The following is a 17,161-nucleotide window of genomic DNA, read 5'->3' as shown; positions in this document are numbered from 1 at the left end:
GCTAATCGGCGTTTACCCGTTTCACCACTTCCGATGCTAGCACACTCGCATCGTAGCCCTGCGATCTTGGCGTTAGGCCCAACCTCACGATTACCAGATCCACTGACGGAATGACAAAGACATTTTGCCCGTCATGCCCGCTGATGACGAATGCATCCGATGGCAGACCGGCCCCAGGCTTCGGCAGCCACGTCTGCATTTTCGAATAGCGGCCGCCCGAACTTCTGTTAGCCTCATGCATCTGCGCCACGAAGCCTTCCGGCAACAGGCGCGCCCCCTCCCACACACCGTCGCGCGCCAGAAACAGCCCGAACCGTGCCCAATCGCGGGCAGTCGCATACATATACGAACTGCCGACAAACGTGCCCGCCGCATCGCTCTCCATGATCGCCGACGTCATGCCCAACGGTTCGAAGATCGCCCGCGAGGGATAGGCGAGCACTTCATCACGATTGCCGATGCGATCCATCCAGATCCTGGAAAGCAGCACGGACGTCCCGGATGAATAGGTGAAGCGGGAGCCGATCTCGTCTTCGAGCGGCAGGCTTTCGACGAAACGCGCCATGTCCGGCTCAAGAAACAGCATGCGCGTGACATCGGCCACCGTGCCGTAATTCTCGTTGAAAGCCAGTCCGCTCTCCATACCCATGAGATCGGAAACACGGATCAGTGCGCGCCGATCATCCCTCCACTCCGGAAACAGGTTCTTCTCGTCGAGCGACAAGCGCCCTTCCTTCATCAGTCGCCCGATGATCGCGGCATTCACGGTCTTGGTCATCGACCAACCGAGAAGCGGCATATCTTTCGAAAAACCTTCGCCATAGGTTTCGGCAACGATTTTGCCATGACTGACGATCACCACCGCACGCATGCCCGGCCCGGTTAAAGCAGTGTCTGAAAGTATTGAGACAAGCGTTTCTTCCGAATCGGCTTTATCCCCTTCAGGCCACAGCGCCTCGGGATCACTCTCTGGAACTGGCCTAGTAGCATTGCCTGCCGACTGAACACTTCCAACCGGCCCGACGGTGCATCCCGTTCCCTCGCGGTAAACTGCCTCACTCGGCGCAATCGATCCCAGCAGGGCAGCATTGACGCGTTTACCGTCACGGTCGATCGCAATGCCCATCAACCGCAAGAGCGGATGGCCCGGCGCCTGAACATCCTGCTCCAGAATGACATCGGGATCACGCCCCGCAATGAAGACGTTGGAGCACACGATCTTGGCCGCATAACCGCTGCCGACGCGCAGCAGATTGGGCGGAATGAAATAGATCCACAGGCCGATGCCGATCGCCACGATGAGCAGGAACACCGCAAGCCGACGAAAAATTACCTTCAGCACCAGCGCCTCCATTCTGTCTGCGGCATGCAAGCAAAATCCGCGACCGAGGGGAAGGCTCATTGTTGCGGAACGCGTTCACGATGAGGCAAGTCACAATGCGCGTCACGAAGCTGTTGCACGAAGCGGCTAAACGCCTCGAAACTCATGATGAGGCAGGATTTGGTCATGGCAGATATCGTCGAAGAACGTGGCTTGCAGCGCAACCGCAAGCTCAAGGACGCCCTCCTCCAGCACAAGGCCCTGTCGCCGCACGGCCTTTCCGAACGCCTGTTCGGCCTCCTCTTCTCCGGCCTCGTATACCCTCAGATTTGGGAAGACCCGGCAGTCGACATGGACGCGATGAAACTGTCGGAAGGGCATTCGATCGTCACCATCGGCTCTGGCGGCTGCAACATGCTGGCCTACCTGTCCCGCTCGCCGAAGAGCATAGATGTTGTCGATCTCAATCGTCACCACATCGCTCTCAACCGCCTGAAGCTTGCAGCCTTCAAACATCTGCCGGCGCATGCCGACGTTGTCCGCTACCTCGGAATGGACGGCCTGAAGTCCAATAGTTCGGCGTTTGATACCCATATCGCCCGCAACCTGGACGAACAGACGCGAGCCTACTGGCAGAAGCGCTCACTGACCGGTCGTCGGCGCGTCGAGGTCTTCAACAGAAACATCTATCGCACTGGCCTGCTTGGCCGCTTCATCGCCATTGGCCACGTAATCGCCCGTCTCCATGGGGTCGATCTGAAGGAATTTGCCGAGGCACGCTCGCTGCGCGAACAGCGCCAGTTCTTCGACGCCAACATTGCACCGCTCTTCGACCGCCCGCTGATCCGCTTCATCACCAGCCGCAAAAGCTCGCTCTTCGGCCTCGGCATCCCGCCCCAGCAATATGACGAGCTCGCGAGCCTCGCACCGAATGGCTCGATTGCACCGGTCTTGCGCGAGCGGCTTGAAAAGCTCGCCTGCCACTTCCCGATGAATGACAATTATTTCGCCTGGCAGGCCTTCGCACGCCGTTATCCGCGCCCGGAAGAAGGCAGCCTGCCCGATTATCTGCGTGCGGAAAATTACAAGGCGATCCGGCAGAATACCGATCGCGTCACGGTCCACCATGAGAGCGTCACCGTCCTTCTGGCGCGCAAGCCGGCCGGCTCGGTCGATCGTTTCGTGCTGCTCGACGCCCAGGACTGGATGACCGACGATCAGCTGAATGCGCTCTGGAGCGAAATCAACCGCACCGCAGCTCCTGGCGCCCGGGTCATCTTCCGCACTGCCGCCGAAAAGAGCGTCATCGAAGGCCGCATTTCCGATACGCTTAGGCAGGAATGGACCTATCTTGGCGAACGCTCCGCCGAACTGAACCTGCAGGACCGCTCCGCCATCTATGGCGGCTTCCACATTTACGTGAAGGCCGGCCAGTGAGCGCCGGCGCAACGACGGAAGCTCACGCCGCCCACATGGACCGCATGTACCGCTACCAGCGGCACATCTACGACCTCACGCGGAAATATTACCTTTTCGGCCGGGACAGAACGATTGCAGGCCTGAACGCGACCGACGGGACAAGCATTCTGGAAGTCGGCTGCGGCACCGGCCGCAATCTGGTCCTGACCCGCCGCCATTACCCGACGGCGAAGCTCTATGGCCTCGACATATCCGCCGAGATGCTGCAGACCGCACGCGCCAATCTGGCCGGCGACGCACAGCAACCGACCCTGATCGTCGCCGACGCCACGACCTTCCGCCCGCAGGACTTCGGTGTCAGCGGCTTCGACCGCATCATGATTTCCTACGCCGTCTCGATGATCCCGGCCTGGGAGGAGGCAATCACCACGGCACTGGCTGCCCTCAATCCGAAAGGCTCGCTGCACATCGTCGATTTCGGCCAGCAGGAGCGCCTGCCCGGCTGGTTCCGCGGCATGCTTCAAACCTGGCTGCGCCGCTTTCACGTCACCCCGCGGGCCAATCTTCACGAAGTCCTTCAGGCCAGGCTCGACGCAGCCAATGCCGCCATGACTTTCGAGGATATCGGGCGCGGTTACGCCTGGCACGCAGTGATCCGCAAGCGAGGCTGACGCACTCGTTATCCGGCCGATCATTTCGCCTTACGCAATCCCGGCGGCACTATGGTAAACGGAACGCTCGAATGCCGCGCGGCCTGATTCCGGCCGATAGCGGCTTAGCTGCAGCACAGACCGGATTCCTTATGCCGCGCACGCTTCTCGCCCTTCTTCTGACCGCCGTGCTGGCCAGTTCCTGCACGTCCACCAGCGACCTCATGGACACGGCCTCGATCAGCGGCACGAAGTTCAAGGACAATGACCCGCAGAATTTCGGCCGCGATCACCCCGGTCGGCACGAAGTCCACGGCATCGACCTGTCGAAATGGAACGGCACGGACATCGACTGGCAGACAGTCAGGAAATCCGACGTCGCCTTCGTCTTCATCAAGGGAACCGAAGGCAAGGACCGCATCGATCCGGCGTTCAGAACCCATTGGCAAGGTGCTGCACGCGCCGGCATCCCGCATTCCGCCTATCATTTCTACTATTTCTGTTCGACACCGGAAGATCAGGCCGACTGGTTCATTGCCAATGTACCAAAGGAAGCCAACATGCTTCCGCCGGTTCTGGACATGGAATGGAACCCCGCCTCGCCGACCTGCAAGCTGAGGCCGGATGCAGCAACGGTGCGTGACGTGATGCGGCGCTTCATGGCCCGTATCGAAGCCCATTATGGCCGCAAACCGATCATCTACACATCGGTCGATTTCCACCGCGACAACCTCGTCGGCGCATTCAACGACTATCACTTCTGGGTCCGCTCGGTGGCAGCGCATCCAGGCGAAATCTATACCGGTCGCAAATGGGCCTTCTGGCAATATACCGCTACCGGCGTCGTACCGGGCATAAGGGGTGAAACGGACATCAACGTCTTTTCCGGCAGCGCAAGAAACTGGAACACCTGGGTCGCCGCTGCAAACGACTGACTGTCAGTCCCGGTGAGATCGTAGCGCTGTCTCCATACCTATCACTGGCAATGTGAATGCGACTGCGCTAAATAGCCGGCTGCCGCCGCGCTCACGGGTACGTGCGGCACATATTTCTACATTGATCATCCCCGTACACGCCACAGATCGCCAGGATCGCCCTATGTCATTTCTCGACAGCCGTAGCTTTGTTCTTGCAGCCCTTATTGCCGGAGGGCTGACCGCCCCCGCATTCGCCCAGACGCCTTCCACGTCACCCGCCCCTGCCTGCGGTGGCGACCTGACCGCGTTTCTCGCGGGCGTGAAGCAGGAAGCAATCTCCAAGGGCATTCCGGCCTCGGCGGTGGACGAAGCCCTCGCTGGCGCGCAGATCGACCAGAAGGTTCTGAGCCGTGACCGCGCCCAGGGCGTTTTCCGTCAGACTTTTCTTGAGTTTTCTCAGCGCACGGTCAGCCAGGCTCGCCTCGATATCGGCCGCCAGAAACTCAAGCAGCTCGCCGATGTTTTCTCACGTGCGGAAAACGAGTTCGGCGTGCCCGCAGGCGTGATCACCGCCTTCTGGGGGATGGAAACCGACTTCGGCGCCGTCCAGGGCGATTTCAACACTCGCAACGCGCTCGTCACGCTCTCCCATGACTGCCGCCGCCCGGAACTCTTCCGCCCGCAGCTGATCGCCCTGATCGAGATGGTGCAGCACGGCGACCTCAACCCGTCGACCAATACCGGTGCATGGGCTGGTGAGATTGGCCAGGTCCAGATGCTACCGGAAGACATCATCGCTCAAGGCGTCGATGGCGACAACAGCGGCCATATCGACGTCAAGGGCAACGCACCGGATGCGGTTCTGACGGCCGCGAAATTCATCCAGAGCATGGGATGGAAGAAGGGCGAGCCCTGGATCCAGGAAGTCACGTTGCCGGAAAATCTGCCCTTCGAGAAATCCGGCCTCGGCAACGAAATCCCGGCCAGCGAGTGGTTCTCCTACGGTGTCACCCCGCGTGATGGTGACACGAAATTCGGCAACCTGCCGGCAGCTCTCATACTGCCCCAGGGCCGCAAGGGACCGGCCTTCCTTACTTACCCGAATTTCGGCATCTACCTGCAGTGGAATCAGTCGTTCATCTACACGACCTCCGCCGCCTATTTCGCCACTCGTCTGACCGGCGCACCGCCCTACCAGAAGACAACTCCGGAACAGGGCCTCGACGTAGAGGCCATGAAGCAGCTGCAGACCAAGCTTGATGCTCACGGCCACGATGTCGGCAAGATCGATGGCATTCTCGGCTCCGGTACGCGTCAGGCGGTCCAGAAGGAACAGGCGCGCCTCGGCATGCCTGCCGATGGCTGGCCGACGCAGGCCCTGCTTCAGGCGCTTTAAGGTAAGAAATTGACCCCATGACACGAAACGGGTGGCGATCTGATCGCCGCCCGTTTTATCTTCTGCATCTCAATCAGCGCGAGAAGAGCATCCGGATGACATCAGCGACACCTCGATTGACCCCACTCGCCTGGGCCCTGCTCTTCCTTCTCGGTCTTCTCTGGGGTGGTTCCTTCTTCTTTGCCCGCATCGCGGTCCATGAAGTGCCGCCCTTCACGCTGGTTCTGCTGCGCCTCGGCATCGCTGCTCTCGCGCTGCACATCTATTTGCATGGACGCTTCGGCACTTATTCGATCCTGAAACAGCACTGGCGCTCGTTCCTTATCCTCGGCTTGATCAACAACGCCCTGCCCCATACGCTGATCTTCTTCGGCCAGACCGAGATCGGCGCGGGCCTCGCCTCCATCCTCAACGCCACCACGCCGATCTGGACGGTGATCATTGCCAATCAGTGGACCTCGGACGAAAAGCTTACCGGTGCCAAGCTTGCCGGCTGCGCCGCAGGCCTTGCCGGCACCTGCATCCTGATCGGCCCGAGTGCGATGACAGCCAGCGCCGCCCCGCTCTGGGCACTCATCCTTCCAGTCATGGCGGCGATCTCCTATGGCTTAGCCGGAACCTATGGCAAGCGTTTTCGCGGCATTCCAGCCCCGGTGACGGCCGCCGGCCAGCTGACTGCCTCCAGCCTCATCATGCTGCCGATCTCGCTGATTGCCGACCAGCCCTGGACGCTGGCGACACCCTCCACTCACACGATCGCGGCCATCATCGCGCTGGCTCTTCTTTCGACCGCACTTGGCTACCTGATCTTCTTCAGGATCCTCTCGATCGCGGGGGCAACCAATACTTCGCTTGTCACTCTGCTGGTGCCGCCGAGCGCTATTCTGCTGGGAGCCATCTTCCTCGGAGAACGCCTCGCGATGACCGACCTGGCTGGAATGGCAGTAATCGGTTTCGGCCTCGTTCTGCTCGACGGACGAATCCTTCGCATGCGCAAAAAGACTGTTTGAAGCGGTGCAAAAGAGCCTTTCCACTCACGGAAAATAACGTTCATTAACAGACAAATAGATGAATTTAACGCATAGGAAAGCTTCGTTAAATTCTATTATTTCATTTATTATCAAAAAGATAGATTGATAACAAAATCCTAACGCGGCTTGATCACTGCGTCGCAGCACAAAATTCCGCTTTCCATTTGACACGGAACCGACATAAAATCGGACCGTCAACGCAAGGAGGCAGACATGGGACGTACATACCCCCTCAATCTCCTGGTAGTCGGTGCTGCATTTGCATTCATAGCCTCGATGCTCTTCATCTAGGCCAAAAGACTACCGGTCGTATCTTGCATCCATGAACGTTTGATATGGACCTGAATTTCGAAAGGCGCATGTTCCCCGGAACATGCGCCTTTCATTTATTCCAGTCCAAGCTTCAAGCCGCAGCCTTACGCATTCCCGGCTTGTGGCCGATATTATCCAGCACAGCGGAAACGAGCGGCGAACGGTTCATCGTGTAGAGATGAATGTGGTTGAAACCATTGCGGCCGAGTTCTTCGATCTGTTCGGCGGCGACTTCGGCGGCGACCTTGGCCCGATCATCCGGGTTGTCGTCCAGCCCCTCGAACCGCTCATCGAGAAAACCGGGAATGGTCGCGCCGCAGCGTTTCGAAAAGCGCTTGAGCTGCGTCAGGTTCTGGATGGGCATGATGCCGGGAATGACCGGAATGGTAACACCGGCTGCAGCAACCTCATCCATGTAGCGGAAGAAGACCTCATTATCGAAGAAGAATTGGGTGAGCGCACGGTGAGCGCCGGCATCGGCCTTCTGCTTCAAGACCGAGATATCCGCAGCCATATTGCGGCTTTCGGGATGCTTTTCCGGATAGGCTGAAACGGAAATGTCGAAATCGCCGTATTCCGCCAACGCCTGCACCAGATCCGCCGTCCGCTGAAAGCCGTCTGCATGCGGCAGATAGGTTGTACCGATGCCAGCGGTCGGATCACCTCTGAGCGCAACGATCCTGCGCACTCCTGCAGCGCGATATTCCTCGACGACCGAGCGTACTTCATCCTTGGAAGCATCAACGCAGGTCAGGTGTGCGGCAGTCGCCAGGTTGGTCTTGTCGATGATCCCGGTGACAGCTGAGAGCGTAGGCTCTTTTGTGGAGCCACCTGCCCCATAGGTCACGGTGACGAATTCCGGCTGAAAGAGCGCCAGACGATCGACGGTCTCGAACAACTGCGCCTCCATCTCCTCGGATTTCGGCGGGAAGAATTCGAAAGAAATATCGAATCGCGGGCGTGTCGTGGTCTCGTTCATCATATTCTTCCTAAAATACCGAAATTGCTTCCGCTGGCTCAGCATCGGCCATCAGGAGACGGCGATCCTTTGCCAGCCATATCGTGACAGTGAGACCGTCATCTTGTTCGGGCGCAATATCGATGGCTTTTTCGATATCGAGCCCGGTCTTTTCCAACCAGTCGCCAATAGCCTCATGTGAGAAGCCAAGGCGTACATGGGCATGCTCTTCGCGCAAATGTTCAAGCTTGTGTGGTGCAAGGTCAACGATCAGCAACCTGCCGCCTGGCCGCAGGATACGGGCTGCCTCTGCGATCGCAAGTTCAGGCTGGTCGAGGAAATGCAGTACCTGGTGAATCGTGACGAGGTCGAAATCCTGTCCATCAAGCGATAGGTTGAGAATATCCGCATGACGCACGGACGCTTTCAATATGCCGGCCTTGTCCAGGTTGGCGCGCGCGACCGCCAACATATCGCGGCTTGCATCGACGCCAATCGCACGGCGGTAATGAGGAGCAAGCAGTTTCAGTATCCACCCCGTGCCCGTTCCAAGATCGAGCAGGGAATCGATGGGGGAAGGACCGACCAGCCGTAAAAGCGCCTGCTCGACAGCCGAATCGCTTGCATGGAGACGGCGAAGTTCATCCCATTCAGAAGCGTTGCGGCTGAAATAGGCCTGGGCACGTTCAGCCCGTTGATGCTTGACGGCAGAAAGCCGTTCGCCATCGCGAACCAGAACAGGGTCATCATTGGCCGAAGCAGCAAGCAAAGTCTTGACCAGAGCAGCAGCCGGACCGTCCTGCGTCAGGCGGAAGTAAGCCCAGGCTCCTTCCTGATAGCGGTTGATCAACGCGTCTTCGTTGAGAAGCTTCAAGTGGCGGGAGATACGCGGTTGCGACTGCCCGAGAATTTCGGTCAGGTCGGTTACCGTCAGGTCGCCCTTTGCCAACAAAGCGAGCAGCCGGAAGCGTGTCGGCTCCCCGACCGTCTTCAAAACGTCAACCAAAGTATCGAGTGCTAGCGACATACGCGTTTCCCGGCAATCAAGATATAAAGATATCTTTATATCGAATGCAGAGAGGATGCAAGCCGCCGTCTGGCGTTTGCAAAAAGGGCGGCAAAGCCGCCCTTTGAATTCACGGGAGTGACTGAAGCGCCTTAGCGCGTCAGGCGCTTGTAGGCCTGGCTGCCCGGGTTCAGCGCATCAGGACCAAGTCGACGAACCTTGTCCTGTTCGTAGTCTTCGAAGTTGCCTTCGAACCACTCGACATGACCGTCACCTTCGAAGGCAAGGATATGCGTGGCCAGACGGTCGAGGAACATGCGATCGTGGCTGATGATGATAGCGCAGCCGGCAAAGGCTTCCAGCGCACTTTCAAGAGCGCCAAGCGTTTCCGTATCGAGGTCGTTGGTCGGTTCGTCGAGGAGAAGAACGTTACCGCCGGCCTTCAGCATCTTGGCAAGGTGAACGCGGTTGCGCTGACCACCCGAGAGATTGCCGACTTTCTGCTGCTGGTCGCCACCCTTGAAGTTGAACGCGCCGCAATAAGCACGGGAGTTCATGTCGAACTTGCCGAGCTTGATGACTTCCGCGCCACCGGAAATTTCTTCCCAAACGGTCTTGTTGCCGTCGAGAGCATCACGGCTCTGGTCGACATAACCGAGATGAACGGTTTCACCGATACGGATGGATCCCTCGTCCGGAGTTTCCTGGCCTGTGATCATCTTGAACAGCGTCGACTTGCCGGCGCCGTTCGGGCCGATAATGCCGACGATACCGCCCGGCGGCAGCTTCAGCGACAGGTCGTTGATCAGCGTGCGGCCGTCAAAGCCCTTCTTGATGCCTTCCAGTTCAATGACCACGTTGCCGAGACGCTCGGAGACCGGAATGATGATCTGCGCATCGGTCGGCCGAATGTTTTCAGCCGCATCGACCAGCTGTTCGTAAGACTTGATACGGGCCTTCGACTTGGCCTGACGAGCCTTCGGGCTGGATGCGATCCATTCCTGTTCGCGCGACAACGCCTTCTGGCGACCAGCCTCTTCGCGAGCTTCCTGCTGCATGCGCTTGGCCTTGGCGGTCAGGTAGGCGGAATAGTTGCCTTCGTACGGGATGCCACGACCACGGTCGAGCTCGAGGATCCAGCCGGTAACATTGTCGAGGAAGTAGCGGTCGTGGGTAATCATCATCACGGCGCCCGGATAGTCACGCAGGTGCTTTTCAAGCCATGCGATCGTTTCGGCGTCGAGATGGTTGGTCGGTTCGTCGAGCAGCAGCAGGTCCGGCTGCGACAACAGCAGGCGGCAGAGCGCGATACGGCGGCGTTCACCACCCGACAGGTTGTCGACGGCGGCGTCCTTCGGCGGGCAGCGCAGCGCTTCCATCGCCATCTCGACCTGCTGTTCGAGGTCCCAGAGGTTCTGGCTGTCGATGATGTCCTGGAGCTTGGCACCCTCGTCCGCCGTCTCGTCGGAATAGTTCATCATCAGTTCGTTGTAGCGGTCCAGCACGGCCTGCTTGTCGGCCACGCCTTCCATGACGTTTTCGAACGCGGTCTTGTTGGGATCGAGCTTCGGCTCCTGCTCCAGGTAACCGACGGTCGCACCTTCGGCGAGCCAGGCTTCACCGGTATATTCCTTGTCCTGACCGGCAATGATGCGCAGAACCGTCGACTTACCGGCACCGTTCGGGCCGAGAATACCGATCTTGGCGTCGGGATAGAAGGACAGGTTGACGTTCTCAAGGATCTTCTTGGCGCCATAGGACTTGTTCAGTCCCGACATGTGATAGATGAACTGACGTGCCATCGATAATTAAGCTCCGGGGGAAAGAGGTTTTGCCGCTATGTAGGCGAAGACGCGCCTCGGGGCAATGCGAAGAGCGGGGGAGGTTTTGAAATGAGCTTGGATTTTGGGTGGGAAACGCACACTTTCCCCAGCCCGACGGGTGCCGGGATCGCCTATCGCCACGCCACCGCCCAAGGCGACGCAAAGGCGATACTGCTGATCTCCCATGGTTTGGCGGAGCATTCGACACTTTACCGTTCCTTTGCCGAGGCGATGGCGCGGAACGGTTTTCACGTTTACGCTTGGGACCATCGCGGTCATGGCAGGACGGTTGCGCCTGACGCACCGATCGGTCGTTTCGCATCGAAGGACGGCATACGCCTCGTCATTGACGACCTGATGGCCGTGCGCACCCGAGCCCTCGCCGATCACCCCGACCTGCCCGTCATCCTGTTCGGCCACTCCATGGGTGGCCTGATCGCGCTCAACGCCGCAGTCGATCACCCTCGCGATTTCGCCGGTATCGCCATCTGGAATTCCAACTTCAATCCGGGCATGGCCGGCCGCGCTGCTCAAGGGCTTCTACTTGCAGAGCGCGCGCTAAAAGGATCGGACACGCCGAGCGGCATGCTCCCTCGCCTCACCTTCGGCGCATGGGGTGACAGCATCCCCGGCCACCGCACGGCCTTCGACTGGCTGAGCCACGATCCGGCGGAAGTCGACGCCTATGTCGCCGATCCGCTCTGCGGTTTCGACGCCAGCGTCTCGCTCTGGCTCGACCTTTTCGAGATGACCTTCCGCGCCCCGAAACTCGTCGATCGGTTGCCAAAAGACCTGCCCATTCATCTGCTCGGTGGCGGAGAGGATCCCGCAACAGATAAAGGCCGGGCCATCCTTTGGCTTTCAGGTCACCTACGCAAACATGGCTTCAACAATGTCATGACGCGCTTTTGGCCCAATGCCCGCCACGAAACTCTCAACGACACGATGCGCACCGAAGCCACGGCCGAATTTGCCGATTGGGCTACCCGTATAATCCAGCCAATCAGAACAGCTGCGGAATGAGTTCATGACTTTTCTTCATGTGCGCAGAATGTCGCAGTCCATTATATCGAAATCATGAGTGCATCACCTGCCATGTCACGCCCAATAGCGCACACCGCCAGCATCACCACCGGCCTCGGCCTGATGATCCTGGCCATGTTGGTCGCGCCGCTGATCGACGTGTTTTCCAAGCTTGCGACCACCACCGCCTCCCCGACCATGATCACCGCGGCCCGCTTCGTCTTTCAAGGCCTGTGCATGCTACCATTCGTGCTCTGGGCAGGGTCGTGGCGCTCCTTTTCCTGGCGCATGAGTTTTTATCACGCGATCCGGGCCGGAGTGATCACCATATCCATGGTCTGCTTCGTCGCCACGCTGGCAGTCATGCCGGTCGCAGACGCGATCGCGATCTTCTTTGTCGAGCCTATCATTCTCACCATCCTGTCGAGCATCTTCCTGAAAGAAACCGTGGGTTGGCGCCGTTACACCGCCTGTGGCGTCGGGTTCATAGGCGCAATGATCGTCATTCGCCCGAGCTTTCAGGAGATTGGTTATGTCGCACTCCTGCCGGTCGTCACCGCCTTCTGCGTCGCCATCTTTGCCATGATGACACGCGCATTGGCGCATCGGGAGGAACCCTTCGCGATGCAGTTCCAGATGGCGCTCTGGGGTATCCCGATCTGCGCCGTCCTGCTTTTCGTCGGAGACGCTGCCGATATCGGCTTCCTTGCACCCTCGCTGCCCGGCATCACCACCTTCATGTGGATGGCTGGCGTTGGCGTTTTCGCCGCCCTTTCTGGTCTGCTGAGCGTTTACGCCTATCGGGCCGCCCCCGCCTCCGTGCTCGCCCCGATCCAGTATTTCGAGATTGTCTCTGCCACACTTTTCGGCTGGCTGGTCTTCGGTGATTTTCCGGATCCGATCAAATGGCTCGGTATCTCGATCATCATCGGCTCCGGCCTCTACATCATCTGGCGCGAACGCCGCGTCGCCTCGATCAGACCCGTCACCACAAGCGAAACGACATCGGTAGCCCCCTGACCATGGACATCGCCTCCAAAAAGCCGCCGCTTGCCGGCATCCGCGTCCTCGAACTCGCCCGCGTCCTTGCCGGCCCCTGGGCAGGCCAGATGCTGGCGGATATGGGGGCGGACGTCATCAAGGTCGAAAACCCGGAAGGCGGCGACGATACCCGCGTCTGGGGACCTCCGTTCGTCGAAAGCGCCGATGGCGAAAACCTGTCAGCCGCCTATTACCATTCCACCAATCGCGGCAAGCGCTCGATCGCCGTAGACCTGAAGACGGAAGAAGGACAGGCGATCATCCGCCGCCTCGCCGCGCAGTCCGATGTCCTGATCGAAAACTTCAAGCTCGGCGGACTGAAGAAATACGGCCTTGATTACGAGAGCCTGAAGAAGGTCAATCCGAAACTCGTCTACTGCTCGATTACCGGCTTCGGTCAGGACGGCCCCTATGCCAGCCTTGCCGGCTACGATTACATTGTCCAGGGCATGTCCGGCTTCATGTCGATCACCGGCGAACCGGACGGCCAGCCAATGAAGGCTGGCGTCGCAATCGCCGACATCTTTACCGGCATCTATGCCGTCACCGCCATTCAGGGCGCGCTGATCCATGCGATGAAAACCGGGGAAGGCCAACAGGTGGACATGGCCCTGCTTGATGTCATGTCCTCGGTTCTCGCCAACCAGAACATGAACTACCTGATTTCCGGCATCCCGCCGGTGAAACTCGGCAATGCCCACCCGAACATATCGCCCTACGAGGTAATCCCAGTCCACGACGGCCACATCATCCTCGCAGTCGGCAATGATGGCCAGTTCCGCCGCTTCTGCCGCATTCTCGGCATCGAGCATGTGGCCGATGACGAGCGCTACGCAACCAACAAGGCCCGCGTCGCCCACCGCATCGAGGTTCGCAGCCTGCTCACCGCCGAGACGACGAAATGGTCCAAGGCCGATCTTCTGGCCGCCTGCGGCGAGAATGCCGTACCGGTCGGCCCGATCAACTCGATCGGAGAAATGTTCGAAGACCCGCAGGTCAAGGCGCGCGGTCTGCGCATCGATCTCGAAGCGGCTGATGGCACGATCATTCCGGGCGTGAGGAGCCCGATCGTGTTGTCCGAGACACCGCTTGCCTATCACCGTCCGAGCCCCAAGGTTGGCGAGCATACGGATGAAATTCTGGCAGAACTGAATGCAATCGAGGAGGAAAGCAGTCAATGGAAAGAAACGGGGAAACCACCAAAAGGACCGGCGGCCAGCTGATCGTCGAGGCGCTGAAGGCGAACGGCGTCAAACGGGTTTCCTGTGTGCCAGGCGAAAGCTACCTCGCCGTGCTCGATGCGCTTTATGAGAGCGGTATCGACGTCCTCGTCTGCCGCCAGGAAGGCGGCGCAGCAATGATGGCCGACACTTGGGGCAGGCTTTCGGGCGAACCGGGCATCTGCATGGTGACGAGAGGCCCCGGCGCCACCAACGCCTCTGCCGGCCTGCATGTCGCCAAGCAGGATTCGATCCCCGTGATCCTCTTCGTCGGCCAGATCGGCCGCGACATGAAGGAGCGCGAAGCCTTCCAGGAAGTTGAATATCGACGTGCCTTCACCGAATTCGCCAAATGGGTCGGCGAGATCGATGATGCCCGCCGCATTCCGGAATTCGTCACCCGCGCTTTTTCCGTCGCTACGTCCGGCCGCCCCGGTCCGGTGGTGCTGACGCTGCCGGAAGACATGCTGGTCGAAGAGGTCGAGGCACCGCAGGCTCGCTCCTATACGCGTGTCGAAAGCCATCCCGGAAAACAGCAGATCGACGAGTTCGAGAAACTGTTGAAAGCATCCCAGCGCCCGATGGTCATCCTCGGCGGTACACGCTGGAATGAGCAGGCAGTGGCGGATTTCCAGGAATTCGCCAGCCGCTTCAAGCTGCCGGTCGGCTGCTCCTTCCGCCGCCAGATGCTGTTCGACCACCTTCATCCCTCCTATGCGGGCGACGTCGGCATCGGCATCAATCCGTCCCTGGCCAAGGAGGTCAAGGACAGCGACCTCCTCATCCTGATCGGCAGCCGCATGTCGGAAATGCCGTCATCCAGCTACACGCTGATCGATATTCCCTACCCGAGCCAAAAGCTCGTCCATGTCTTCCCTGATCCGGAAGAGATCGGCCGCATGTATCGCCCGGACCTTGCAATCTGCGCCGGCCCGGCAGAATTTGTCTCGGCGATCAAGGACCTCGAACCTCCGGCCCTGCCGCTTTGGGCCGAGCGAAAGTCGGCCATGCACGACGCCTATCTCAAATGGTCGACGCCGCCGGAGACCGGTCCCGGCGAGGTCCATATGGGGCCGATCATGTCCTGGATTGAAGATAACGTCCCCGACGATGCGATCTTCACAAATGGCGCAGGAAACTATGCCACCTGGCTGCACCGCTTCCATCGCTTCCAGAAATACAACACCCAGTCCGCTCCGACCTCCGGCTCCATGGGCTATGGCCTGCCGGCAGCGGTCGCCGCCAAACAGCTGTTTCCCGAGCGCGAAGTCGTCTGCTTTGCCGGTGATGGCTGCTTCATGATGCATGGGCAGGAGTTCATCACCGCCGTCCGCTATGGACTGCCGATCATCACCGTGCTGGTCAATAACGGCATCTATGGCACGATCCGTATGCACCAGGAGCGGGAATATCCGGGCCGCGTCAGCGGCACAGATCTGGTCAATCCGAATTTCGTCGCCTACGCCAAAGCCTTCGGCGGCCATGGCGAACTGGTCGAAAGGACAGAGGATTTCGGACCGGCCTATCTGCGCGCCCGTGAAAGCGGCAAAGCGGCAATCATTGAGGTCCGGCTCGATCCGGAAGCAATTACGCCAGCGAAAACACTGACTCAGATCCGCAACAAAGCCTAAGGCCCAGATTTGAGCATTTGCTCAAAAAGTCAGGAACCAAAGTCTGTTCATGTCGTTGATGCGGCATGGCAAATGAAACAAAACGAAAAGCACTGGGAGGCATGTCGACCTTCGTGGCCGTCATCTTCCTCATCGCAATCGCTCTTGCAGCCTTTTATCTTTTCGGCATGACGCCGGGCGAAGCATGATTAACAGATACACGAAAAGGGGCTGGATCTTCCGGCCCCTTTTTCATTTTCTGGGATAAAGAGAGCTTGCTCGATTACCGAGCGGTCGGCAATCAGAGGCCGAGTTCGCGCTTGAAGACGGCGGACAACCGCGTACAAAAATCGACAGTGATCTGCTTGTCGGACAATGCATAGGCCCGCGTTGCTGTTCGCTGGGCAGCCTTGAAGGCTTTCTCCGTTTCCGCCTGCGGATTGGATGACGTCCCGCGCGCATATTTCAGAAACAGCGACTTCGAATCCCACACCATCGACGGACGCTTGTAGCGAATATCGCAAGCCCGCGCATAAATCATGGCTTGAGCGGCAACATCCAGTTCCGAACCCTGGGGCACGGAAGGCAGAGTTTGAGAGTGCGCCACGGATGCCAGCAGGCTACTGGCGATGCAAATCGTAAGCAGAGGTACTTTCAGCATCCGTGGCGCTCTTTATCAGATTGCAGCGGTTACGATGAACTCGACCTTGTACTTCGGAGCGGCCAGAGCAGCTTCGCTCGTGGCGCGGGCCGGCGGGTTGGCCGGATCAATCCAGGCTTCCCAGACGGCATTCATTTCGCCGAAGGTCGACATGTCGGAGAGATAGATGATCGTCTGCAGGATCTTCGACTTGTCGGAGCCGCTCGCGGCCAGCAGACGATCGACTTCAGCCAGCGCGTCCTTGCACTGGTCGGTAACGGTTTCGCCTTCGCCAACCTGGCCGGCGAGATAAACGGTGTTGCCGTGTACGACCGCGCCGCTCATGCGGGCGCCGGGCTCGATGCGCTTGATGCTCATGGGAATGCTCCTGAATGCTGAGCTTGGAAAAAGCGCGGAGTGAAGGTCACACCGCGCGCGAAAAACGGGTCAGCCCTTGAAACGCTGGGCCTGTTCGTAGATGGCGGTCGAGCGCGCGCCGGACCGGCAAAAGCCGAGCATCGGCTTTTGAAAATCTTCCAGCGCATCGGCCATCTCGGTCACGCCCTCCGGCGTCAGGCCCATGCGGCCGACCGGAATGTGACGGATTTCGAGGCCGAGTTCCTTCGCGCGAGCTTCGATTTCCGCATAATGCGGCTGACCGGGCTCTTCCTCGTCAGGACGATTGCAGACGAGAGACTTGAAGCCGAGCGCCTTTACCTCGTCCAGTTCCTCAACGGTGATCTGACCGGAGACGGAATACTCGTCGTTGATCTGGCGGATATCCATGGGCAACC

17 protein-coding genes are annotated in these 17,161 nt (G+C 59.2%); 10 read left to right on the top strand and 7 right to left on the bottom strand.

Translation table 11 applies throughout. The features are described from left to right. Position 1: 1 nt before the first annotated feature. The gene (locus tag GGE33_RS05110) at positions 2-1,342 is read right to left on the bottom strand and encodes a serine hydrolase domain-containing protein (RefSeq protein WP_343062217.1); all 1,341 of its coding nucleotides are present in this window, start codon (positions 1,340-1,342) and stop codon (positions 2-4) included. Positions 1,343-1,507: 165 nt separating this feature from the next. Between GGE33_RS05110 and GGE33_RS05105 the strand changes: the two genes are divergently transcribed. The 5 genes from GGE33_RS05105 (at position 1,508) to GGE33_RS05085 (ending at position 6,713) form a co-directional block, all read left to right on the top strand. Then, positions 1,508-2,758, top strand: a complete 1,251-nt coding sequence (locus tag GGE33_RS05105; protein ID WP_183821468.1) for a BtaA family protein — start codon at positions 1,508-1,510, stop codon at positions 2,756-2,758. Between the two features lie 35 nt (positions 2,759-2,793). Then, complete coding sequence (locus GGE33_RS05100) at positions 2,794-3,411, top strand: class I SAM-dependent methyltransferase (RefSeq protein WP_246435824.1); 618 nt, start codon at positions 2,794-2,796, stop codon at positions 3,409-3,411. A 131-nt stretch (positions 3,412-3,542) separates the two neighbouring features. Next, positions 3,543-4,325: a glycoside hydrolase family 25 protein gene (locus GGE33_RS05095; protein WP_148147676.1), complete on the top strand. Its 783-nt coding sequence runs from the start codon at positions 3,543-3,545 to the stop codon at positions 4,323-4,325. Between the two features lie 163 nt (positions 4,326-4,488). Beyond that, positions 4,489-5,703, top strand: coding sequence for a lytic murein transglycosylase (locus tag GGE33_RS05090; protein ID WP_183821467.1), 1,215 nt, complete (start codon positions 4,489-4,491; stop codon positions 5,701-5,703). Between the two features lie 95 nt (positions 5,704-5,798). Next, positions 5,799-6,713 carry a DMT family transporter gene (locus GGE33_RS05085; protein WP_183821466.1) on the top strand — a complete coding sequence of 305 codons (915 nt, stop codon included), beginning with the start codon at positions 5,799-5,801 and terminating at the stop codon, positions 6,711-6,713. 424 nt (positions 6,714-7,137) lie between these two features. Here GGE33_RS05085 and metF read toward each other — a convergent pair whose 3' ends face one another. The 3 genes from metF to ettA all read right to left on the bottom strand — a co-directional run bounded on the left by metF (position 7,138) and on the right by ettA (position 10,812). Continuing rightward, the gene (gene metF, locus GGE33_RS05080) at positions 7,138-8,028 is read right to left on the bottom strand and encodes a methylenetetrahydrofolate reductase [NAD(P)H] (RefSeq protein ID WP_183821465.1); all 891 of its coding nucleotides are present in this window, start codon (positions 8,026-8,028) and stop codon (positions 7,138-7,140) included. A gap of 7 nt (positions 8,029-8,035) precedes the next feature. Continuing rightward, a complete protein-coding gene (locus GGE33_RS05075) occupies positions 8,036-9,031 on the bottom strand; it encodes an ArsR/SmtB family transcription factor (RefSeq protein WP_183821464.1) in 996 nt (331 codons plus the stop codon). 131 nt (positions 9,032-9,162) lie between these two features. Further along, a complete protein-coding gene (ettA, locus tag GGE33_RS05070) occupies positions 9,163-10,812 on the bottom strand; it encodes an energy-dependent translational throttle protein EttA (RefSeq protein WP_148147594.1) in 1,650 nt (549 codons plus the stop codon). Between the two features lie 90 nt (positions 10,813-10,902). Between ettA and GGE33_RS05065 the strand changes: the two genes are divergently transcribed. The 5 genes from GGE33_RS05065 (at position 10,903) to GGE33_RS27690 (ending at position 15,936) form a co-directional block, all read left to right on the top strand. Beyond that, positions 10,903-11,856, top strand: a complete 954-nt coding sequence (locus GGE33_RS05065) for an alpha/beta fold hydrolase (protein WP_183821463.1) — start codon at positions 10,903-10,905, stop codon at positions 11,854-11,856. Positions 11,857-11,928: 72 nt separating this feature from the next. Continuing rightward, positions 11,929-12,876, top strand: a complete 948-nt coding sequence (locus tag GGE33_RS05060; RefSeq protein WP_343062216.1) for a DMT family transporter — start codon at positions 11,929-11,931, stop codon at positions 12,874-12,876. 2 nt (positions 12,877-12,878) lie between these two features. Beyond that, positions 12,879-14,120, top strand: a complete 1,242-nt coding sequence (caiB, locus tag GGE33_RS05055) for a succinate--glutarate CoA-transferase (protein WP_183821461.1) — start codon at positions 12,879-12,881, stop codon at positions 14,118-14,120. Then, positions 14,075-15,748 (top strand): thiamine pyrophosphate-binding protein, encoded by a 1,674-nt coding sequence (locus GGE33_RS05050; protein ID WP_183821460.1) that lies wholly within the window; start codon positions 14,075-14,077, stop codon positions 15,746-15,748. The genes caiB and GGE33_RS05050 overlap by 46 nt, the downstream gene beginning before the upstream one ends. 65 nt (positions 15,749-15,813) lie before the next feature. Further along, entirely contained in the window at positions 15,814-15,936 is a 123-nt protein-coding gene (locus GGE33_RS27690) for a hypothetical protein (protein ID WP_280518259.1), read from the top strand. Positions 15,937-16,028: 92 nt separating this feature from the next. On the opposite strand, the gene GGE33_RS05045 is transcribed toward GGE33_RS27690, so the two are convergent. The 3 genes from GGE33_RS05045 to GGE33_RS05035 form a co-directional block, all read right to left on the bottom strand. After that, the gene (locus GGE33_RS05045; RefSeq protein WP_183821459.1) at positions 16,029-16,388 is read right to left on the bottom strand and encodes a hypothetical protein; all 360 of its coding nucleotides are present in this window, start codon (positions 16,386-16,388) and stop codon (positions 16,029-16,031) included. Between the two features lie 15 nt (positions 16,389-16,403). Further along, entirely contained in the window at positions 16,404-16,745 is a 342-nt protein-coding gene (locus GGE33_RS05040) for a RidA family protein (protein ID WP_112457847.1), read from the bottom strand. A 69-nt stretch (positions 16,746-16,814) separates the two neighbouring features. Then, positions 16,815-17,153 carry a protein tyrosine phosphatase family protein gene (locus GGE33_RS05035; RefSeq protein WP_148147588.1) on the bottom strand — a complete coding sequence of 113 codons (339 nt, stop codon included), beginning with the start codon at positions 17,151-17,153 and terminating at the stop codon, positions 16,815-16,817. Positions 17,154-17,161 lie beyond the last annotated feature (8 nt).

Source organism: Aliirhizobium cellulosilyticum, assembly GCF_014198105.1.
Classification (GTDB): domain Bacteria; phylum Pseudomonadota; class Alphaproteobacteria; order Rhizobiales; family Rhizobiaceae; genus Neorhizobium; species Neorhizobium cellulosilyticum.
This window is presented reverse-complemented; position numbering and strand designations above follow the sequence as displayed.

Excerpts from the sequence above, each read along its gene's own strand:
- GGE33_RS05045 (WP_183821459.1), bottom strand. The coding sequence starts at position 16,388 with ATGCTGAAAGTACCTCTGCTTACGATTTGCATCGCCAGTAGCCTGCTG.
- GGE33_RS05035 (WP_148147588.1), bottom strand. The coding sequence starts at position 17,153 with ATGGATATCCGCCAGATCAACGACGAGTATTCCGTCTCCGGTCAGATC.
- GGE33_RS05100 (WP_246435824.1), top strand. The coding sequence starts at position 2,794 with ATGGACCGCATGTACCGCTACCAGCGGCACATCTACGACCTCACGCGG.
- GGE33_RS05090 (WP_183821467.1), top strand. The coding sequence starts at position 4,489 with ATGTCATTTCTCGACAGCCGTAGCTTTGTTCTTGCAGCCCTTATTGCC.
- metF (WP_183821465.1), bottom strand. The coding sequence starts at position 8,028 with ATGATGAACGAGACCACGACACGCCCGCGATTCGATATTTCTTTCGAA.
- GGE33_RS05050 (WP_183821460.1), top strand. The coding sequence starts at position 14,075 with ATGGAAAGAAACGGGGAAACCACCAAAAGGACCGGCGGCCAGCTGATC.
- GGE33_RS05085 (WP_183821466.1), top strand. The coding sequence starts at position 5,799 with ATGACATCAGCGACACCTCGATTGACCCCACTCGCCTGGGCCCTGCTC.
- GGE33_RS05095 (WP_148147676.1), top strand. The coding sequence starts at position 3,543 with ATGCCGCGCACGCTTCTCGCCCTTCTTCTGACCGCCGTGCTGGCCAGT.
- GGE33_RS05040 (WP_112457847.1), bottom strand. The coding sequence starts at position 16,745 with ATGAGCATCAAGCGCATCGAGCCCGGCGCCCGCATGAGCGGCGCGGTC.
- GGE33_RS05105 (WP_183821468.1), top strand. The coding sequence starts at position 1,508 with ATGGCAGATATCGTCGAAGAACGTGGCTTGCAGCGCAACCGCAAGCTC.
- GGE33_RS05075 (WP_183821464.1), bottom strand. The coding sequence starts at position 9,031 with ATGTCGCTAGCACTCGATACTTTGGTTGACGTTTTGAAGACGGTCGGG.
- GGE33_RS27690 (WP_280518259.1), top strand. The coding sequence starts at position 15,814 with ATGGCAAATGAAACAAAACGAAAAGCACTGGGAGGCATGTCGACCTTC.
- GGE33_RS05060 (WP_343062216.1), top strand. The coding sequence starts at position 11,929 with ATGTCACGCCCAATAGCGCACACCGCCAGCATCACCACCGGCCTCGGC.
- ettA (WP_148147594.1), bottom strand. The coding sequence starts at position 10,812 with ATGGCACGTCAGTTCATCTATCACATGTCGGGACTGAACAAGTCCTAT.
- GGE33_RS05065 (WP_183821463.1), top strand. The coding sequence starts at position 10,903 with ATGAGCTTGGATTTTGGGTGGGAAACGCACACTTTCCCCAGCCCGACG.
- caiB (WP_183821461.1), top strand. The coding sequence starts at position 12,879 with ATGGACATCGCCTCCAAAAAGCCGCCGCTTGCCGGCATCCGCGTCCTC.